17 protein-coding genes, 1 rRNA gene and 1 riboswitch are annotated in these 16,881 nt (G+C 70.7%); of the genes, 15 read left to right on the top strand and 3 right to left on the bottom strand.

The features are described from left to right. Positions 1-186: 186 nt before the first annotated feature. Entirely contained in the window at positions 187-993 is an 807-nt protein-coding gene (locus tag ETD96_RS23855) for a hypothetical protein (RefSeq protein WP_138638705.1), read from the top strand. 69 nt (positions 994-1,062) lie between these two features. Here ETD96_RS23855 and ETD96_RS23850 read toward each other — a convergent pair whose 3' ends face one another. Together ETD96_RS23850 and ETD96_RS23845 are read right to left on the bottom strand one after the other, a co-directional pair. Continuing rightward, positions 1,063-1,680 (bottom strand): PadR family transcriptional regulator, encoded by a 618-nt coding sequence (locus ETD96_RS23850; protein WP_138638704.1) that lies wholly within the window; start codon positions 1,678-1,680, stop codon positions 1,063-1,065. 161 nt (positions 1,681-1,841) lie between these two features. Continuing rightward, a complete protein-coding gene (locus tag ETD96_RS23845) occupies positions 1,842-3,944 on the bottom strand; it encodes a serine/threonine-protein kinase (protein WP_274704638.1) in 2,103 nt (700 codons plus the stop codon). Between ETD96_RS23845 and ETD96_RS23840 the strand changes: the two genes are divergently transcribed. Both ETD96_RS23840 and ETD96_RS23835 read left to right on the top strand, forming a co-directional pair. After that, positions 3,938-4,489 carry an RNA polymerase sigma factor gene (locus ETD96_RS23840; RefSeq protein WP_089330928.1) on the top strand — a complete coding sequence of 184 codons (552 nt, stop codon included), beginning with the start codon at positions 3,938-3,940 and terminating at the stop codon, positions 4,487-4,489. The genes ETD96_RS23845 and ETD96_RS23840 overlap by 7 nt on opposite strands. Positions 4,490-4,604: 115 nt before the next feature. Continuing rightward, positions 4,605-5,627 carry a sulfotransferase family protein gene (locus ETD96_RS23835; RefSeq protein WP_138638702.1) on the top strand — a complete coding sequence of 341 codons (1,023 nt, stop codon included), beginning with the start codon at positions 4,605-4,607 and terminating at the stop codon, positions 5,625-5,627. A gap of 22 nt (positions 5,628-5,649) precedes the next feature. Here the strand turns inward: ETD96_RS23835 and ETD96_RS23830 are convergent, their stop codons facing one another. Next, the gene (locus tag ETD96_RS23830; protein WP_138638701.1) at positions 5,650-7,140 is read right to left on the bottom strand and encodes an alpha,alpha-trehalose-phosphate synthase (UDP-forming); all 1,491 of its coding nucleotides are present in this window, start codon (positions 7,138-7,140) and stop codon (positions 5,650-5,652) included. Between the two features lie 131 nt (positions 7,141-7,271). On the opposite strand from ETD96_RS23830, the gene ETD96_RS23825 reads away from it, so the two are divergent. The 12 genes from ETD96_RS23825 to ETD96_RS23770 form a co-directional block, all read left to right on the top strand. After that, on the top strand, positions 7,272-8,210 hold the full coding sequence (locus ETD96_RS23825; protein ID WP_138638700.1) for a cation diffusion facilitator family transporter: 939 nt from the start codon (positions 7,272-7,274) through the stop codon (positions 8,208-8,210). A 114-nt stretch (positions 8,211-8,324) separates the two neighbouring features. Continuing rightward, positions 8,325-8,465, top strand: a riboswitch (SAM riboswitch). A gap of 15 nt (positions 8,466-8,480) precedes the next feature. Further along, positions 8,481-9,725 carry a threonine synthase gene (gene thrC, locus ETD96_RS23820; RefSeq protein WP_138638699.1) on the top strand — a complete coding sequence of 415 codons (1,245 nt, stop codon included), beginning with the start codon at positions 8,481-8,483 and terminating at the stop codon, positions 9,723-9,725. 14 nt (positions 9,726-9,739) lie between these two features. Then, positions 9,740-10,015: a MoaD/ThiS family protein gene (locus tag ETD96_RS23815; protein ID WP_089330924.1), complete on the top strand. Its 276-nt coding sequence runs from the start codon at positions 9,740-9,742 to the stop codon at positions 10,013-10,015. Between the two features lie 60 nt (positions 10,016-10,075). Continuing rightward, a complete protein-coding gene (locus ETD96_RS23810; RefSeq protein WP_138638698.1) occupies positions 10,076-10,468 on the top strand; it encodes a DUF5959 family protein in 393 nt (130 codons plus the stop codon). 27 nt (positions 10,469-10,495) lie between these two features. Beyond that, positions 10,496-10,846, top strand: coding sequence for a hypothetical protein (locus ETD96_RS23805; RefSeq protein ID WP_138638697.1), 351 nt, complete (start codon positions 10,496-10,498; stop codon positions 10,844-10,846). 61 nt (positions 10,847-10,907) lie between these two features. Beyond that, positions 10,908-11,351 carry a hypothetical protein gene (locus ETD96_RS23800; protein ID WP_138638696.1) on the top strand — a complete coding sequence of 148 codons (444 nt, stop codon included), beginning with the start codon at positions 10,908-10,910 and terminating at the stop codon, positions 11,349-11,351. 254 nt (positions 11,352-11,605) lie between these two features. Then, positions 11,606-11,905, top strand: coding sequence for a hypothetical protein (locus tag ETD96_RS23795; RefSeq protein WP_138638695.1), 300 nt, complete (start codon positions 11,606-11,608; stop codon positions 11,903-11,905). Positions 11,906-12,308: 403 nt separating this feature from the next. Then, a complete protein-coding gene (groL, locus tag ETD96_RS23790; RefSeq protein WP_089330919.1) occupies positions 12,309-13,937 on the top strand; it encodes a chaperonin GroEL in 1,629 nt (542 codons plus the stop codon). Positions 13,938-14,093: 156 nt separating this feature from the next. Next, positions 14,094-14,678: a phospholipid scramblase-related protein gene (locus ETD96_RS23785; protein WP_171069197.1), complete on the top strand. Its 585-nt coding sequence runs from the start codon at positions 14,094-14,096 to the stop codon at positions 14,676-14,678. A gap of 343 nt (positions 14,679-15,021) precedes the next feature. Beyond that, entirely contained in the window at positions 15,022-15,609 is a 588-nt protein-coding gene (locus ETD96_RS23780; protein ID WP_138638693.1) for a phospholipid scramblase-related protein, read from the top strand. Between the two features lie 61 nt (positions 15,610-15,670). Then, positions 15,671-16,027, top strand: coding sequence for a hypothetical protein (locus ETD96_RS23775; protein WP_138638692.1), 357 nt, complete (start codon positions 15,671-15,673; stop codon positions 16,025-16,027). A 729-nt stretch (positions 16,028-16,756) separates the two neighbouring features. Next, positions 16,757-16,881 (top strand): 16S ribosomal RNA (locus ETD96_RS23770); the annotation flags it as partial.

Below are 16,881 nucleotides of genomic sequence, written 5' to 3'. Positions count from 1 at the left end.
GCCTACCCCACCAGCCCCGCCCAGCCCGCGGGCCCGGTGCAACCCGGCCCCATCGCGGAGCCCGGTGGTGTTGGGCAGTCCGGCGTCGCTGGGCAGGTCGGTCGTTCCGCGCAGGGTGGCGCCGTCGCGCAGGCCGGTGGTGTTGCGCAAGGTGTTCAGGGGACTGGGGACGCGGAGTGGGCCGGGGTGCCCGAGGCGCAGGAGCCCTACTCGCGGCGTGCGGAGCGGTCGTCCACGACCGGGCCGATGGGGGTGCGCGAGACGAGCGGCGTGCAGGTCCGGCTCGGGTCGCGGGAGCGGGAGCGCGAGCGGCGGGCGCGCCGCCGGGCGGGGCGCCGCAGCGGGCTCGTCGCGGCGGGCGTGCTCGTCCTGGCCGGGCTGGTCACGGCCGGCCTCATCCTGACCCCCGGATCGGGCGACGACGGCGGGACGGGCGCGGCCCCGGCCGCCGGGGAGCAGCCCCAGGCCGGCACCGGCGAGCTGCCTGACGCCGGGAAGCCGATCACGGTCGGCACCGCCGACGGGTCCCAGTACAAGATCGCGGCCGTGACGGACGGGGTCAGCGGCGGCGTGGAGACGGCGTCGCAGTCCTCGCCGCCGTCGGGGACGTCGTTCGCCTACATCGAGTACATCCTCAGCAACCCGACGCAGAAGCAGGTCCTGCTCGACTTCCCCGGCGACGTGTTCGTCAGGCGGAACCTCATCACGGCGGACGCGCGCGGCCGGTGCATGCCGCAGGCGGGCGTCCCCGAGGACATGTGCACGCCGCCGACCAAGAGCCAGGTCGTCCGGCATCTCGCGGGCGCCGCGCTGGTGTCGGGGGACGGCGGCGACAAGTACATGCCGCCGGGCTCGGCGTTCCTGGTGCGCGCCACGGTGGACGTCCCCGTCGAGCGCGGCATCAAGCGCTCGGACATGGGCCTGTACGTGTGGAAGCAGCTCTACATGGCGGACCAGCTCGCCAAGCGGGCGCCCTTCCCGCGCGGAGACTGAACACGGAACGGCCGCGGCCCGGTATGGGCCGCGGCCGTTCCTGTTGTGCGGGGTGACCCGCCGCCAGGTTCACTCGGCTTCGGGGTCGTCGGCGAGGATCCCGTAGAGGCGGCGACGGGCGTCGTTGACGACGTCCAGCGCGCGCGCCTTCTGCGCCTCGCTGCCGACCGCCATCACCTGGTGGAGGGCTCCCATCAGCTGGCCGACGGCCTCGCGTCCGCGCAGGACGTTCTCGCCGGCGGCCTCGGTGACCTCGTCCCAGGGGGCGGTGGTCTGCGCCGACGCCTCCTCGCGGCCGGTGTCGGTGAGGGAGAACAGCCGCTTGCCGCCCTGCTCCTCGCTGCTGACCAGGCCCTCGTCCTCCAGCATCTGGAGGGTCGGGTAGACCGAGCCGGGGCTCGGCCGCCAGACGCCGCCGGTGCGGCCGTCCAGCTCCTGGATCATCTCGTAGCCGTGCATGGGGCGCTCGGCGAGCAGGGCGAGCAGTGCCGCCCGGACGTTGCCGCGCCGGGTCCGCCGGCCGCGCCCACCGCGGCCGTGATGGCCGGGGCCCGGACCGCCGGGGCCGAACCCGGGTCCGCCGGGACCGAAGCCCGGACCGCCCCACGGGCCGAACGGCCCGCCGCGGCGCCCGCGCTCCTGGGGTCCCCAGAAGCCGTCGCGCCTTCGCATCGTGTGCTCGTGCATCGCGGTCTCCTTTACTAGTGATCGGTTGCGATGCATTAACGATATATCGGAAACATGTCGCACGCAAGCCTCGGGTGCCGGCGCATGCGAAACGCGCCCCGCGAGGTGGTCCTCGCGGGGCGCGTTTCGAGAGGTGGGGAGGCGCTCGGCGGCGCGCCGGGTCAGGGGCCGGTGACCTTCAGGTGGTCCAGGATGTCCTTGGTCGCCTCGCGGTCGTCGGTCTCCTTGACCCTGATCCACAGGCCGAACTTGCCGGCCTTGTCCTTGAGGCCGATCTCCGTGACCGACGGCGTGCCGACCTTGCAGGCGGTGAAGCGCGTGATCGTCCCGCTGAGGGCGCCGTCCGGCGTCGTGTAGTTCTCCGGCGCGGCCTTCGTGCACTGCGGGTGGGCGGCCGCGCTCGGCGGCGGCAGCTGGCCGGGGCGCAGGTCCGTGGTGACGCCGATGAAGACGCCGGGGCCCTTGCCGTTGCCGAGGAACGCCGCCTTGTCCGGGGTCGCGCGCAGCACCGGCCGGGCCTGCGGGTCGTTCAGCTGGACGGTGGACGGCGACCACGTCTGCTCCTGGCCCTTCGGCCACGCCTTCGGCACCGCGGTCTTGATCTTGCCCGCGGCGTCGGAGACGGCGACGAAGTCCTTCGGAACGGCGGGTGTCTTCTTCTCGTCCTTGTCGCCCCCGCCGTCCCCGCCGGAGAACAGCAGGCCGAGCGTCAGACCGCCGACGAGCGCGACCGCCAGCACGACCACGGTGATGATCAGCGGCGTGACGAACTTCTTGGGCGCGCCGCCGCCGGGCCCGCCGGCGCCGCCGCCGCCGAGCCGGCTCATCAGCCCGCCGCCCTGCTTGCCGCCGGGCCCCTGGCCCTGGCCCTGCCCCTGGACCGGGGGCGCCTGGAAGCCCGTGGGCGGCGGCGGGCCGCCATAGGGGCCGGGCGGAGGCGGGCCCATCGGCTGGCCGGGGGCGCCGCCGCCCTGTGGAGGCGGCTGCGTCGGGAAGACCGCCGTCTTGTTGTCGCCGCCTTGCGCCGGCGGCGGCTGCTGGTAGGCGACCGTGCGGTCATTGTCGTTGTCCGGGGACGTGGGCCCCTCGGGCTGCCCGAACGGGACGGCGCGTCCGCCCGGCTCGTCCACGATCGTCGCCTCCGCACCGGCCTGTGGGCGCGGCGGAAGGCGCATCTCGGACGTGCGGACGTCGTCCTCCATGGGCTGGTCGAGCCGGGTCTGCATGTCGGCCGGGCCCGCCGGCCCCGCGCCGGCGGCGGGCGCCGGGGGACGTGCCTTGGAACCGTCCCGGTAGAAGTCCTGCACGGTCGCGTCCGCGTCGATCCGCGGGCCCTGCGGCGCGGGCACGGGCGCGGGCTGCGCCGGCGGCCCGGCTTGCGCGGGTTGCGCGGGTTGCGCCGGAGGTGCCGTCGTCGGACGCAGCGTGGACAGGGCCTCCGCGAACGCCTCCGCGGTCGGCCACCGCTTCTCCCGCTCCACCTCCAGCGCCCGCATGATGACCTGGTCGAACGCCGGCGGGAGCCCCTCGCGCAGCTCGCTCGGCGGCGACTTGACCGGGGCCGGGCCGGGGGCGCGCCCGGTGATCATGTGATAGGTCAGCGCGCCGAGCCCGTACACGTCGGCGCGGACGTCCAGCCCGCCGCCGAACCGCGCCTGCTCCGGCGACATGTAGCCGGGGGTGCCGACCGGCAGCGTGAACGCCCCCGACGCGTGCGCGAGGGCCTTGGCCAGGCCGAGGTCGGCGATGAGCAGCTTCTCGCCGCCGTCCGGCGTCGACTGGAACAGCACGTTGGACGGCTTGAGGTCCCGGTGGATCACCCCGAGCGTGTTGATCACCTCGACGCCGTAGGCGATCTGCTCGGCCAGCGCGACCACCTCGCTGACCGGAAGTGGCCGCTCGCGCATCCGGTCGCCGAGCGTCCCCCGGTCGGCGTACGACATGACGAAGTAGGGGCGGCCGTCCGGCAGCTCCCCGATGTCGTGGACGCGGACGAGCCGCTCGGAGTCGGCGCGGCGCAGGATCCGGGCCTCCTCCAGGAACCGGTTGCGCACGTCCAGATCGTCGATCAGATTGCTGTTCAGGACCTTGATGGCGACCTGTGACTCCAGGGCGTCGTCGTGCCCCAGCCACACCGAGGCGAACGCCCCCGAACCCAGGACGCGATCGATTCGGTAACGGCCTACAGCTGGTGGGAAAGACACTCCCGTATCATCCCAGCAAACGGGGTGACCCCGCGAACGAGCAATGAGGCGGCATGGCATTCGACGAGAGGACCGAGGAGCTGGCGGTGAGGGCCGCCCAGGGCGACCAGGGCGCGCTCAACGAGCTCCTCCGCAAGATCGAGCCGGACGTGCTGCGGCACAGTTCGCGGTTCCTGCCGTGCCGGCAGGACGCCGAGGAGGCATGCCAGGACGCACTGCTCCAGGTCGCGCGCAACATCCACCGGTTCGAGGGCCGGTCGCGGTTCAGCACCTGGCTGCACGTGGTCGTCGCCAACTCCGCCCGCTCCACCTACCGGTCGCTGAAGCGGCGCTCGGTCGAGCAGGCGGGCGAGCTGCCCCAGCAGCGCCCCGACCCGCGCCGCACCAGCGTCATCGCCGGGTCCCGGGTCGACATCCTCGACGCCATGGAGGATCTGGAGGCCCGCAAGCCCGACCTCATCCAGGCCCTCGTCCTGCGGGACGTGTCCCAGCTGGAGTACGCGGAGATCGCCGAGCAGCTCAAGCTGCCGCTCGGCACGGTCAAGTCCCGCATCCACGAGGCGCGCAAGCAGGTCAGGCAGACGCTGGGCGAGTCCTACACCTGACGGTCGGCGGTGCGGCCCGGCGGCGCCGGGCCGGCCGTCAAGGGTCGGTCATCGACCGGTCACGGTGCGTCAAGAACGCAGGCCGCGGCATGCGCGCGTCCACCAGCATCGGTGCATGCCATCAGGACCGGCCTCCCGTCACGACCGCCCGATCTTCGTCCTCGGCTGCGCCCGCTCGGGGACGACGCTGCTGCGGCTGATGCTCCACTCGCACCCGCGCATCGCGATCCCGGGGGAGACGAAGTTCGTGCTCCCCGCCTATACGGGGCGGTGCGACTTCGGTGACCTCGCGGAGAGCAGGAACAGGCGCGCCCTCGCGGAGTGGATCATGGGCGACCGGTCGACCAAGGTGCACGCCCTCGGCCTGGACGCCGACGCGGTCATCGAGGAGATCGTCGCCGGGCCGCCCACGCTCGGCTCCGCGCTCGGCACCGTCTTCCGCGCCTACGCGCGGCTGCACGGCAAGCCGCGCTGGGGCGACAAGCGGCCGAGCTACGCCCGGTACGCGAGCACCCTGCTGCGGATGTTCCCGGACGCGCAGTTCGTCCACCTCGTCCGGGACGGCCGGGACTGCGTCGCCTCGCTGCTGGAGATGCCCTGGTACGACGGCGACGTCCACCACGCCATCTCGCTCTGGCGGGAGACGATCGACCAGGGCCGCCGGCTCGCGCACCGCCTCGGCCCCGACACCTACTACGAGCTGCAGTACGAGCGGCTCGTCGCCGACCCCGCCGACGAGCTGGCGCGGCTCTGCGGGTTCCTCGGCGAGGACTTCGACCCGGTGATGACGCATCCGGAGGGGCTCGCGCGGCGGACCGTCCCGTCCCGCAAGCGGTGGCACGGCCGGACGCACGACGCCGTCAACACGGGACGCATCGGGTCGTGGGCGGAGCGGCTCGACCCCTGGGAGATCAGCCTGGCGGAGGCCGCGTTCGGGGAGCGGCTCGCCGAGTACGGCTACGAGCCGAGCGGCCTGCCGAAGCCGCCCGCGTCGCAGCTCGCCCATTTCACCCGGGTCAGCGCCCACCGCCGGATGGCGCAGAGCAAGGACGCGCTGCGCGAGCGCTGGAAGCAGCGCCACGAGCCGAACCCGGTCGAGTGCAGGCTGCCGACCGAGACGTCCACCAGCGCCGGCTGAAGCGCCCGCACCGCGCCGCCGGTCAGTCCAGGGCGGCGAGCTGGTCGGCGAACCAGCGCTGCGGCGGGAGGGCCGCCGCGGCGGCGGCGAGGCGGGCGCAGCGCTCGGACCGCAGGCCGCGCGGCATCAGCAGCGCCTGGTGCAGGGTCTCCGCCGTCTGCGACACGTCGTACGGGTTGACCATCAGGGCGTCCTCTGACAATTCGGACGCGGCCCCCGCCTCCCGTGACAGCACGAGCGCGCAGCCCTGCTCCGACAGGACGGGCCCTTCCTTCGCCACCAGGTTCATGCCGTCCCGGATGGGGTTGACCAGCAGGACGTCCGCCAGGCCGTAGGCGGCGAGCGACCGCGGATAGTCGTCGTTCACCTGGAGGATCAGCGGATCCCACTCGGCCGTGCCGAACTCCTCGGTGATCTGCGCGGCCATCCGCTGGACGGCCGCGGTGTACTCGCGGTACTCGGGCAGGTCGTAGCGCGACGGATAGGCGAACGCCAGATGCACCACGCGCCCGCGCCACTCGGGATGGTTGACGAGCATCTCGCGGTAGGCGGCGAGGCCGCGCACGATGTTCTTCGACAGTTCGGTCCGGTCGATCCGCACGATGAGCTGGCGGTCGCCCACTTGTTCCTTCAGCGCGCGCGCCCGCTCCACTACGTCCTGCTGGGACGCGCGCTTGCGCAGCGCCGCCTCGTCCACACCGAGGCCATGGACGCCTACGTGCGTGGTGTGCCCCGCGCAGGTGACGGTCCAGGCCGACCGGTCGACGCGCGCACCCGGAAGCAGTTCGCAGCAGTCGAGGAACGCCGAGGCCCACCGCTCAGTGAGGAACCCCGCGTGGTCGGCACCGAGTATGCCCATCAGGACCTGCGCCCCGATGTCGTCCGGCAGCAGCCTGAAGTACTCCGGCGGCGCCCAAGGCGTGTGGGAGAAGTGGACGATCCTCAAGTCGGGCCGACGGTCCCGCAGCATCCGCGGAGCGAGCGACAGGTGGTAGTCCTGGATCGCCGCCTTCGCGCCATGGGAGGCGTCCCGCGCCAAGGCGTCCGCGAAAGCCGCGTTGTACGCCTCATAGGACTGCCAGTCACGCCGTGCGCGCGCGTCGAAATGAGGGCTGCGCGGAGTGTCGTACAGCAGGTGGTGGACGAACCACAGCGTCGAGTTGGCCACGCCGTTGTACGCACGATCGAAGGTCGCCTCGGGGATGTCGAGCATCCGTACGGCCGCGCCACCGGTGTCGTAACCCGCCAGGTCTATGCGGCCGTCCGGTGAACGGCGAGCAGCCGTCCGATCGCCCTCACCGAGGCTCGCGCACACCCACAGCACGTCCGCCGCTGAAGAAGGCGCCTCCGCCTGCTGCGCGGGACGTGGCGGCCCAGGGTCGCGCGGGGCGCCCGTGACGGCGGCCAAGCCCGACACCAGCCCGCCACCACCGCGCCGCATGGCCAGCTCCCCGTCCTCCGAGAGCGAGAACGACACAGGGCCTCGGTTGGACGCCACCAGCACTTGGCTCATACCGGCAGGGTCTCAGTTGGGACGCAGGCGCTCCACAGTGACCCGCGTGGTTTGCACCACGGGCGCCGCAAGCCCCCGCGGCGGCCGGATCCGGCGCGATTAGCGGGCGGCGCGCGGGGTAACCGATCCGGATGAGCAGGTCCGAGACGACGAAGACCGTGCTCGTCGCCGGAGCGGCCAACCTCGTCCTCGCGATCGTCAAGCTGGTCGCCGGCCTGCTGGCCGGATCCAGCGCGATGCTCGCCGAGAGCGCCCACTCCGTGGCGGACACCCTCAACCAGTCCTTCCTCCTCGCCTCGCTGCGGCGCAGCGAACGTCCCCCCGACCGGCGGCACCCCTTCGGCTACGGCAACGAGCGGTACGTCTGGTCGCTGCTCGCCGCGTTCGGGATCTTCATCGCCGGCGCCGGGTTCTCGATCTTCGAGGGCGTCCTGACCATGACCGGTCACGGCGGCCCCGGCACCGCGGTCTGGCTCGCCTACGCCGTCCTCGCCCTCGCCGCCGTGCTGGAGGGCACATCCTGGATACGCGCCTTCTACCAGGCCCGCAAGGAGACCCGCGAGAACGGCCGCGACCTCGTCGAGCACGTCCGCCGGTCGCCCGACCTGACGTTCAAGACCGCGCTGTTCGAGGACAGCGCCGCGATGGTCGGCCTCGCGCTCGCCGCCGGCGGGCTGGTGCTGCGCCAGCTGACCGGGTCGGACTTCTGGGACGGGCTCGCCTCCGTCCTCATCGGCGTGCTGCTCGCCGGGCTCGCGCTGCTGATCGGCCGGGAGAGCTCGGTCCTGCTCATCGGGCGGGCCGCCGACCCCGCCGACCAGCGCGTGATCCGCGCGGAGATCCTCCGCGCGCCCGGCGTGACCGGCGTGGACGAGCTGCTCACCATGCACTTCGGCCCCGAGCAGCTGCTGGTCGCCGCCAAGGTCAACTTCTCCGACGCGATCAGCGCCGACCAGGCCGAGGACGTCGCCGGCGAGATCGACCGGCGGCTCCGCGAGCGGATCCCGATCATCCGGCACGTGTTCCTCGACCCGACCCAGCGCCCCGCGCGCGAGGGGTCGGCGGCGTGATCAAGACCTCATCCGGGTACCGTCTCAACCGGTGGACCCGGCTGTCTGGCATCCGGTCAGTTCATGTAAAGTCACGCATACGAGTTCAAAGCACTCGTGACGACAACTGAATACCGCTCATCCAGAGGGGTGGAGGGACCGGCCCTGCGAAGCCCCGGCAACCACCCGGCTGTGGCGCGTCGCGATCCTGCGAGGCCGGCCGGGAGATGGTGCCAACTCCGGCCTGCGACCAAGGTGGCGCAGGGAAGATGGGGAGAAAGGCCTCGCTTCATGGCACTCACGCCTGCCACAGACCTCGGACCCGCGACCGCGCTCGTCTGCCGCGAATGCGGCACCACCCGCGATCTCGGCCCCTTCTACGCCTGTGAAGAGTGTTTCGGCCCCCTGGAGATCGCCTACGACTTCCAGGGCGTCACCCGGGAGTCCATCGCGTCCGGGCCCCGCAACATCTGGCGGTACCGCGGGCTGCTGCCCGTCCCGGCGAACGTCGCCGACACCCCCAACACCGAGCCCGGCCTGACCCGGCTCGTCCGCGCCGACAACCTCGCCGAGAGCCTCGGCCTGCAGAGCCTGTGGGTGAAGGACGACAGCGGCAACCCGACCCACTCGTTCAAGGACCGCGTCGTCGCCGTCGCGCTCGCCGCCGCCCGCGAACTCGGCTTCAAGGTGCTGGCCTGCCCGTCCACCGGCAACCTCGCCAACGCGGTCGCCGCCGCCGCGGCCCGCGCCGGGATCCGCAGCGCCGTGTTCGTCCCGTCCAACCTCGAAGCCCAGAAGATCATCACGACGGCCGTGTACGGCGGGACGTTCGTGACGGTCGACGGCAACTACGACGACGTCAACCGGCTCGCCTCGGAGATCGCCGGGGAGCAGGACGACTGGGCGTTCGTCAACGTCAACGTCCGGCCCTACTACGCCGAGGGCTCCAAGACGCTCGGCTACGAGATCGCCGAGCAGCTCGGCTGGCGGCTCCCGGACCAGATCGTCGTCCCGGTCGCGTCCGGCTCCCAGCTCACCAAGATCGACAAGGCGTTCCAGGAGCTGATCAAGCTCGGCCTGGTCGAGGACCGCCCGTACCGCGTGTTCGGCGCCCAGGCCGCCGGCTGCGACCCGGTCGCCGCCGCGTTCAAGGCCGGGCACGACGTCGTCCGCCCGGTGAAGCCGGACACGATCGCCAAGTCCCTCGCCATCGGCAACCCCGCCGACGGCCCCTACGTCCTGGACGTCGCCCGCCGCACGGGCGGCGCCGTCGAGGACGTCACCGACGCCGAGGTCGTCGAGGGCATCCGCCTCCTCGCCCGCACCGAGGGCATCTTCGGCGAGACCGCCGGCGGCGTCACCGTCGCCACCCTCCGCAAGCTGATCGACGCGGGCACCCTCGACCCCGCCGCCGAGACCGTGATCATCAACTCCGGGGACGGGCTGAAGACCCTGGACGCCGTCGCCCCGGTCGTCGCACCGTCCGCGAACATCGCCCCGTCCCTGGAGGCGTTCCGCGCCGCCGGCCTCGCCTGAGAAAAGGAGCACCCATGAGCGTTTCCGTGCGCATCCCCACGATCCTGCGGACCTACACCGGCGGCGAGTCCGAGGTGAAGGCGGAGGGCGCGACCCTGCGCGCCGTCGTCGCCGACCTGGAGGCCAGCTACGCCGGCATCTCCGCCCGCATCCTGGACGACGCCGGCAAGATCCGCCGCTTCGTCAACGTCTACGTCGGCGACGAGGACGTCCGCTTCGCCGACGGCCTCGACACCGCCACCCCCGACGGCGCGCAGATCTCGATCATCCCCGCCGTCGCCGGCGGCTGACGCCCCGCCCGCCGCCCGGTCCCGTCCGCACGGGGCCGGGCGCGGGTCTACGATGGCGCGGTGCCAGCGGAACTGATCAACCTTGCCGACGACCTCGGGAACAGCGTCGTGCTGCGGGTGACGGGCCAGGAGAGCCACGGCCTCACCGGCGAGATCGAGGTCGGCAGCTATTTCGTCAGCGGCGGCATCAAAACCTGGCTGGACGCCGAAGACCTCACCGCCTGGGAAAAGGTCCTCGACACCCTGGCACAGGGAGGCGACGCCGCCTGGCGCGAGGGCCAGCGCGCGACCGAGATCCACCTGGAAATCGATGACTACGACCGCGTTCACGTGGCCGTAGTCGACTCGCACTCTTTCCTGGTGACCGTGGAACTCACGATCGAAGTCGCCGACGACTGGCTGGCAGACCACCGCGAACGCCTGGCGACCGTCCGCGCACTGCTCCCCGAATGACGGACGCGCACCGATAGCCTCCACCGCGTGAGCGACGACATCCAGCAGGTTCAGCCACTCGACTCCGCGATAGCCGAGGAGTGGCTGCGCAAGACCGACGAGCCGGACCTGCGCGCCGTATCGGCCTCCAAACTTCGCGAGGGCCCGTGGTGGCACGTCAGCGTCTGGGTCATGGAATTCATCCGCACTGACCCCCTCGAATCCGAACTGCGCCACCGCATCGCCGACGCACTGAGCGCCGTCCCCGGCGTTACGGACGTCGAGGAGGAGGACCGCGAAGTCTGGACGGTGACCGGCGACTCGACGGGCAAGGCCCTGGTCGAAGCGGTAGCGCAGGTAGTGGACGATTTCTCCGACCGAACTCGCACCGCTCCCTAGCATCTCTGGCCTGAGGAAAGGCCCGTGCCGAGAACCGGCAGACGTGTGCCAAGATGCGCGCATGGAATTGCGTCCCGAGCTGCTGCCTCCGACCATCGCCGCCGAACGGCTGGCGGAGTTGGCCGGCGAGATCGAACGCATCGGAGACCTGCTGTCCCGCGGTGAACCCGCCGCAGGGGCGATCGAGGATTTCAACCGGGCCACCGGGCACAACTACGCCGCCCACGACTTCACGGATTACCTAGACTGGCGCACCCTCGACGAGTTCGCCGTCGAAGCAGCGCGCCCGGCATATCCGCGCGTCGCCGACATCACCCGCGCCGAACTCGCCGAGATCGTCCGCAGGATCCAGTCCGCCGACCCGGAGACCGACTACTACTCACGCGTCCTGGACGCCAGCGTCACCCACCCCAACTGGGGCGACCTGGTCTTCCACACACCGGACCTCGACGACCCCGAACAGATCGCCGACGAGATCCTGGCCTACCGTCCCATCGCCCTCTAATCCGGATCACGGATCGCTCTGAAGCGCCGCCAGAAACCCATCTACTGGCCCTTCTCAATACGACAATATTGACCGGGCAGGCGTCGCCGCAGGCGCGTTCTCTCGGCCCACGAGGCTGTCCGTTCCGTGACTGTTCCGTGCCTCCCGGGTCACGGCCAGAGGCGACGGGCTAGGCTTACCTCTCGGAAGGGGAGTATCCCCAAAGCGGCGAGCCCGTCATCACGTCCGTCCATGGCGGACCGGGCCGTTCGGCCGTGGCGTTCGCACGGCGGGAGAGACCTTCGGAGCTGCTTTTCTGCTGCCCGGAGGTCTTCATGGGCGAGGCCCAGAATAATTTCGGCAACATCGCGCTTCTCCCCGGGCTCGGGGTGTGTCTTGTCGCTCTAATCCTCTTCACTCTCATCGCCGTCGTCATCGTCCCGGCGGTGTGGTCGAGGACGCCGGAGCGACGCGAAGCGGCGTTGGTGGTGCTTCGCCTGCTCCTCCGCCACCTGTCCGAGCGGAGGGCCGCTCGCATCAAGCGAGGGTCGAGTTCCTCGCGGCGCCGCTCCTGACCGTCGCGACGCGGCCGCCGGCGCGTCCGGTAGCGGCCTGGACCCCTCCCACCTCCGCTGCCGAACGCGCGGAACAGGACGTCGTTGCCGCTGGACGAGCACGTTCAGAGGAGCGCGGCGACACACCCGGGAGGCTCCCGGAAGGGCTTCCGTCGCAGGTGAGAACGGGTCTGGACGGGTAGGTGAACCTTCCCCCGGCGAGGATGTGTGGCGCTTGCACTCGGCAGGGTAGAGTGCTAAACAAACGGTTGGCACTCTGCTGTGGAGAGTGACAGCTTCACAGTCTGGGTCGGGGCGATGAGGCCTCAGTCCGGCGGCGGAATGGAAGTCGTCGGCGGGGCCGTCCGTCGCGGGCGTCGGCTCGATCCGTCTAAGCCACCTTGTTCCGGGAGGACTGGAGCCTATGGCTGCAAAGATGATCGCGTTCGACGAGGAGGCCCGTCGCGGTCTCGAGCGCGGCATGAACCAGCTGGCCGATGCCGTAAAGGTGACCCTTGGTCCGAAGGGTCGCAACGTCGTGCTGGAGAAGAAGTGGGGCGCCCCCACGATCACCAACGACGGTGTGTCGATCGCCAAGGAGATCGAGCTCGAGGACGCGTGGGAGAAGATCGGCGCGGAGCTCGTCAAGGAGGTCGCCAAGAAGACCGACGACGTCGCGGGTGACGGCACCACCACCGCGACCGTGCTGGCCCAGGCGCTGGTGCGCGAGGGTCTGCGGAACGTGGCGGCGGGCGCGAACCCGATGTCGCTGAAGCGGGGCATCGAGGCCGCGGTCGAGCGGGTCAGCGAGGAGCTGTCCAAGCTGGCCAAGGACGTGGAGACCAAGGAGCAGATCGCCTCCACGGCGTCCATCTCCGCGGGCGACCCGCAGATCGGCGAGATGATCGCCGAGGCGATGGACAAGGTCGGCAAGGAAGGCGTCATCACGGTCGAGGAGAGCCAGACCTTCGGTCTGGAGCTCGAGCTCACCGAAGGGATGCGCTTCGACAAGGGCTACATCTCGCACTACTTCGTGACCGACCCCGAGCGGATGGAGGCGGTCCTCGAGGACCCGTACATCCTGATCGTTCAGGGCAAGGCGTCGGCCAACAAGGACCTGCTGCCCGTCCTCGAGGGCGTCATGCAGTCCGGCAAGCCGCTGCTGATCATCGCGGAGGACGTCGAGGGCGAGGCCCTGGCCACCCTGGTCGTCAACAAGATCCGCGGGATCTTCAAGTCCGTGGCCGTGAAGGCCCCGGGCTTCGGCGACCGCCGCAAGGCCATGCTGGGCGACATCGCCACGCTGACCGGCGGCCAGGTCATCAGCGAGGACGTGGGTCTCAAGCTCGAGAACACCACGACCGACATGCTGGGCCGCGCCCGCAAGGTCGTCATCACCAAGGACGAGACCACCATCGTGGACGGCGCCGGTGACGCCAACGAGATCGCGGGCCGGGTCAACCAGATCCGCACCGAGATCGACAACACCGACTCCGACTACGACCGCGAGAAGCTCCAGGAGCGCCTGGCCAAGCTCGCGGGCGGTGTCGCGGTCATCAAGGCCGGCGCCGCGACGGAGGTCGAGCTCAAGGAGCGCAAGCACCGCATCGAGGACGCCGTCCGCAACGCCAAGGCCGCGGTCGAGGAGGGCATCGTCCCCGGCGGTGGCGTCGCGCTGCTGCAGGCCGGCACCAAGGCGTTCGACAAGCTGGAGCTCGCGGGCGACGAGGCCACCGGTGCCAACATCGTCAAGCGCGCTCTGGAGGAGCCGCTGAAGCAGATCGCCGTGAACGCCGGCCTCGAGGGCGGCGTCGTGGTGGAGCGGGTCCGCAACCTCACCCCGGGTGAGGGCCTGAACGCCGCCACCGGCGAGTACGTCAACATGTTCGAGTCGGGCATCCTCGACCCGGCCAAGGTGACCCGGTCCGCGCTGCAGAACGCCTCGTCGATCGCCGCGCTGTTCCTGACCACCGAGGCCGTCATCGCCGAGAAGCCCGAGAAGAACCCGGCCCCGGCGGGCGGCATGCCCGACGCCGGCGGCATGGACTTCTGATCGGCGACGCGTAAGCGACGCGACATGAGAGGGGCGGCCCCGCGGGCCGCCCCTTTTGTGCGCCCGCCGTCCGGCGGACCATCACGCCGGACGAGGGCGGGAGGCGGTGCGTCACCGGTTCCGCGAGCCGCGGTGGTGCTGCCATCATTCGGGCGCATGACCGACCTGTTCAACTCCCCGGTGCTGCGCATCGACCAGCCGCGCGGCGCGCCGGCGGCCCGCTCCCGGTACAAGGTCTCCGACGGCCGCGGGAGGCTGCTCGCCGCGGCGGAGGAGCGCGATGTGTCGCTGCTCCGGCAGGCGGTCAGGACGGCCCTCGGCGGCAGCGACGGCCGCCGAATCGTCCATGTCGAGGACGCCCGGGGCGTCCCGCTGCTCATCGTGGACAAGGAGAACAAGAGAAGGACCCGGGTGAACACTGCCGAGGGCGTCCACATCGGGTCGGTGCAGAACCGCGAGCGCTACGACTACGCGCTGCTGGACGCGGCGGAACGTCCCATCGGCCACCTGGACGGCAGCCGGTTCGGCCGCAAGTTCCCCGTGCTGGACGTCCACGGGAACCACGTCGCGCAGCTCGACAAGAAATGGAAGGGCGCCGCCACGGAGGCGCTGACGACCGCCGACCGGTACTCGCTGGAGATCTTCCGGCCGCTCGCCGACCCGCTCCGGGTCCTGGTGGTCGCCGCCCCGCTCGCGATCGACCTGATGCTCTACGAGTCCAAGGACTGGCCGATCGAATAGCCCGGCCATCGGCGGTGACCTGGATCCCTGGCGGGCGGGCACGGGCCCGAGCCGAGCAGGCGATCACCACACCGGCCGGAGGGTGTCCCCTCGGCCTGCTCAGAGCGCGCTTGACCGGAACAGAAGTATTTCTCGAAGGATGCCTTGACTCCCGTTACCGCAGGTCAGCGACCCGCTGGCCGGGGCCCGGCACGGCAGGTGGGCGGGGCCGGACCGGGAAAGAGCTTCCCCTGCGCGTCCGGCGTTGGCAGGATCGCCGGTTGGACGCCGTCGCATGACGAGGGCGCGGAGGTCGGGAAGTGACGCGGTCCGCGCACATGCGGCTGATGAGGCAGGAGAACGCGTGAGCGAAGTGTTCAGCTCCCCGGTGCTCAGGATCGAACAGCCTCGCCGGGGCCCGTTCGCGAAGTCGCGGTACAAGGTGATGGACGGTGACGGAACCGTCCTGGCCATCGCGGGGCAGACGAATGACGAGGGCCGTTCAGAGATGCGGGGCCTGCTCCCGGGCAAGTCGAACCTCGACGCGCGGGCCGTCACGCTGACCACTCCGGACGGTGAGCCGCTGCTGATCGTGGACAAGCAGAGCGGGCGCGAGTACACCGAGATCCTCCGGCCGGACGGGGAGCGGGTCGGGTCGTTCGTCACCGAACGGGTCGGCCGCCGCTACGTCATCTACGACGACGACGGCACGCTCATCGGTGCCGTGGACGTCGATGTGCCGCGCAACAACTTCCAGGTGAAGGACGTCGACGGCGGCAACGTGGCGCATGTGCGCAAGAAGTGGGCCGGGCTCGCCACGCACCTGCTGACGACCGCGGACAAGTACGCGGTCGAGATCGCCGACCCCGTCCGGGAACCGCTGCGGACCATGGCGGTCATGACCGCGATCGTCATGGACATGAACCTCCACGAGGCCAAGGAGATCACCTGACCTGGACCCCGCCCCGCGGATGGGCCTTCACGGCGTCCGCGGGGCGGGGTACCGTCCGTTCGTGCAGGCCACGCCGGACCGGTCGAACAGCTGGCGCATCTCGCCGGCGATCCCGACGATCGCGAACTGCCTGCTGGCCGCCCTCTGGTTCTTCTCCGCGCTCGGCGGCTGGGGCGACGCCGCGTTCTGCGGCGAGGACGACGGGCACGATCCGGGATGCGGTGCCGGCTTCGACGACGCGGTGAGACTGTCGTCCCCCGTCGCCCTTCTGGCCGCGGCGGTCGCCGCCGTCGCCTGGACCGCCCGCGGTATCCGCCGCCGACCCGACCGGCTGGACGCGTTCCTGACCGTCGCGGCCCTCTTCTGGGTGTTCGCCGAGGCGGTGCTCTTCGTCGGCGGCTACCTGGCCAAGCCGTAAGTTCCGCCGTTCCTCCGGCGTTGCCGAAAAGAAACATTGGCTGCTCGGAATGTGCGGCCGAGGCGCCCAAGGCGGAGTGAATCGGGACGAAGTCCAAGGTAGAACGGGTGATGTGGGCGGGTTGGTGCCGTGGGCCGGCGGGTCGGCAGGTCGACGCGGACGCGATCCGGCTGCGCGAGCCGGTTTGACGTCCCTGCCTCCTGGGCATACTGTTCACTTCGCCCCACGGGGTGCGGGACGCCTGTCGGCGGCCGGCCCGAGGGGAAACCACCAACGAATCGGTCGACACGGCTGTGCTGTGTCCGCTGTGCCGTGGTGGCGTCGGAAAAGGCTCCGTTTTGACAATCGGGCCGGATCTGATGAAATAGCACCACCGCCCGGAAGGCGCCGCGAAAGCGGAATCGGATGGGCGTTATCGGAGAAAGCCGAAATTGACAGACCGGCCGGAACTGATAAAGTAAGACGAGTCGCCCCGGGGCGGGAAACGCGAAAGCGAATCCAGCACGGTGGGTGTCCGTTTCTTGAGAACTCAACAGCGTGTTAAAAGCCAGTGCCTTTATCGGCTCGGTTCTCCTTCGGGAGTCCGGGTCGCCCCGTGGCCATCCTCGGTTCGAGGGTGGTGGGGATTTCTTTGAGGCAATGCGCAACTCCTTTGGAGTTGTGCTTTTGCTGGGATTTTCTTCGAGGTTTGGCTGCCGGCGGTTCGCCCCGCTGGTGGTCGTTTGGACCTTAATGGAGAGTTTGATCCTGGCTCAGGACGAACGCTGGCGGCGTGCTTAACACATGCAAGTCGAGCGGAAAGGCCCCTTCGGGGGTACTCGAGCGGCGAACGGGTGAGTAACACGTGAGCAACC

Source organism: Actinomadura geliboluensis, from assembly GCF_005889745.1.
In the GTDB taxonomy this organism is placed as follows: domain Bacteria; phylum Actinomycetota; class Actinomycetes; order Streptosporangiales; family Streptosporangiaceae; genus Spirillospora; species Spirillospora geliboluensis.
The sequence above is the reverse complement of the archived record's forward strand: the minus strand, read 5'-3'. Positions and strand labels throughout refer to the sequence as shown.

What these genes read in the sequence shown, in the direction of transcription:
- ETD96_RS23840 (WP_089330928.1), top strand. Translation starts at nt 3,938, where the DNA reads ATGGCATTCGACGAGAGGACCGAGGAGCTGGCGGTGAGGGCCGCCCAG.
- ETD96_RS23815 (WP_089330924.1), top strand. Translation starts at nt 9,740, where the DNA reads ATGAGCGTTTCCGTGCGCATCCCCACGATCCTGCGGACCTACACCGGC.
- ETD96_RS23835 (WP_138638702.1), top strand. Translation starts at nt 4,605, where the DNA reads ATGCCATCAGGACCGGCCTCCCGTCACGACCGCCCGATCTTCGTCCTC.
- ETD96_RS23850 (WP_138638704.1), bottom strand. Translation starts at nt 1,680, where the DNA reads ATGCACGAGCACACGATGCGAAGGCGCGACGGCTTCTGGGGACCCCAG.
- ETD96_RS23830 (WP_138638701.1), bottom strand. Translation starts at nt 7,140, where the DNA reads ATGAGCCAAGTGCTGGTGGCGTCCAACCGAGGCCCTGTGTCGTTCTCG.
- ETD96_RS23825 (WP_138638700.1), top strand. Translation starts at nt 7,272, where the DNA reads ATGAGCAGGTCCGAGACGACGAAGACCGTGCTCGTCGCCGGAGCGGCC.
- ETD96_RS23845 (WP_274704638.1), bottom strand. Translation starts at nt 3,944, where the DNA reads ATGCCATGCCGCCTCATTGCTCGTTCGCGGGGTCACCCCGTTTGCTGG.
- ETD96_RS23785 (WP_171069197.1), top strand. Translation starts at nt 14,094, where the DNA reads ATGACCGACCTGTTCAACTCCCCGGTGCTGCGCATCGACCAGCCGCGC.
- groL (WP_089330919.1), top strand. Translation starts at nt 12,309, where the DNA reads ATGGCTGCAAAGATGATCGCGTTCGACGAGGAGGCCCGTCGCGGTCTC.
- ETD96_RS23800 (WP_138638696.1), top strand. Translation starts at nt 10,908, where the DNA reads ATGGAATTGCGTCCCGAGCTGCTGCCTCCGACCATCGCCGCCGAACGG.
- thrC (WP_138638699.1), top strand. Translation starts at nt 8,481, where the DNA reads ATGGCACTCACGCCTGCCACAGACCTCGGACCCGCGACCGCGCTCGTC.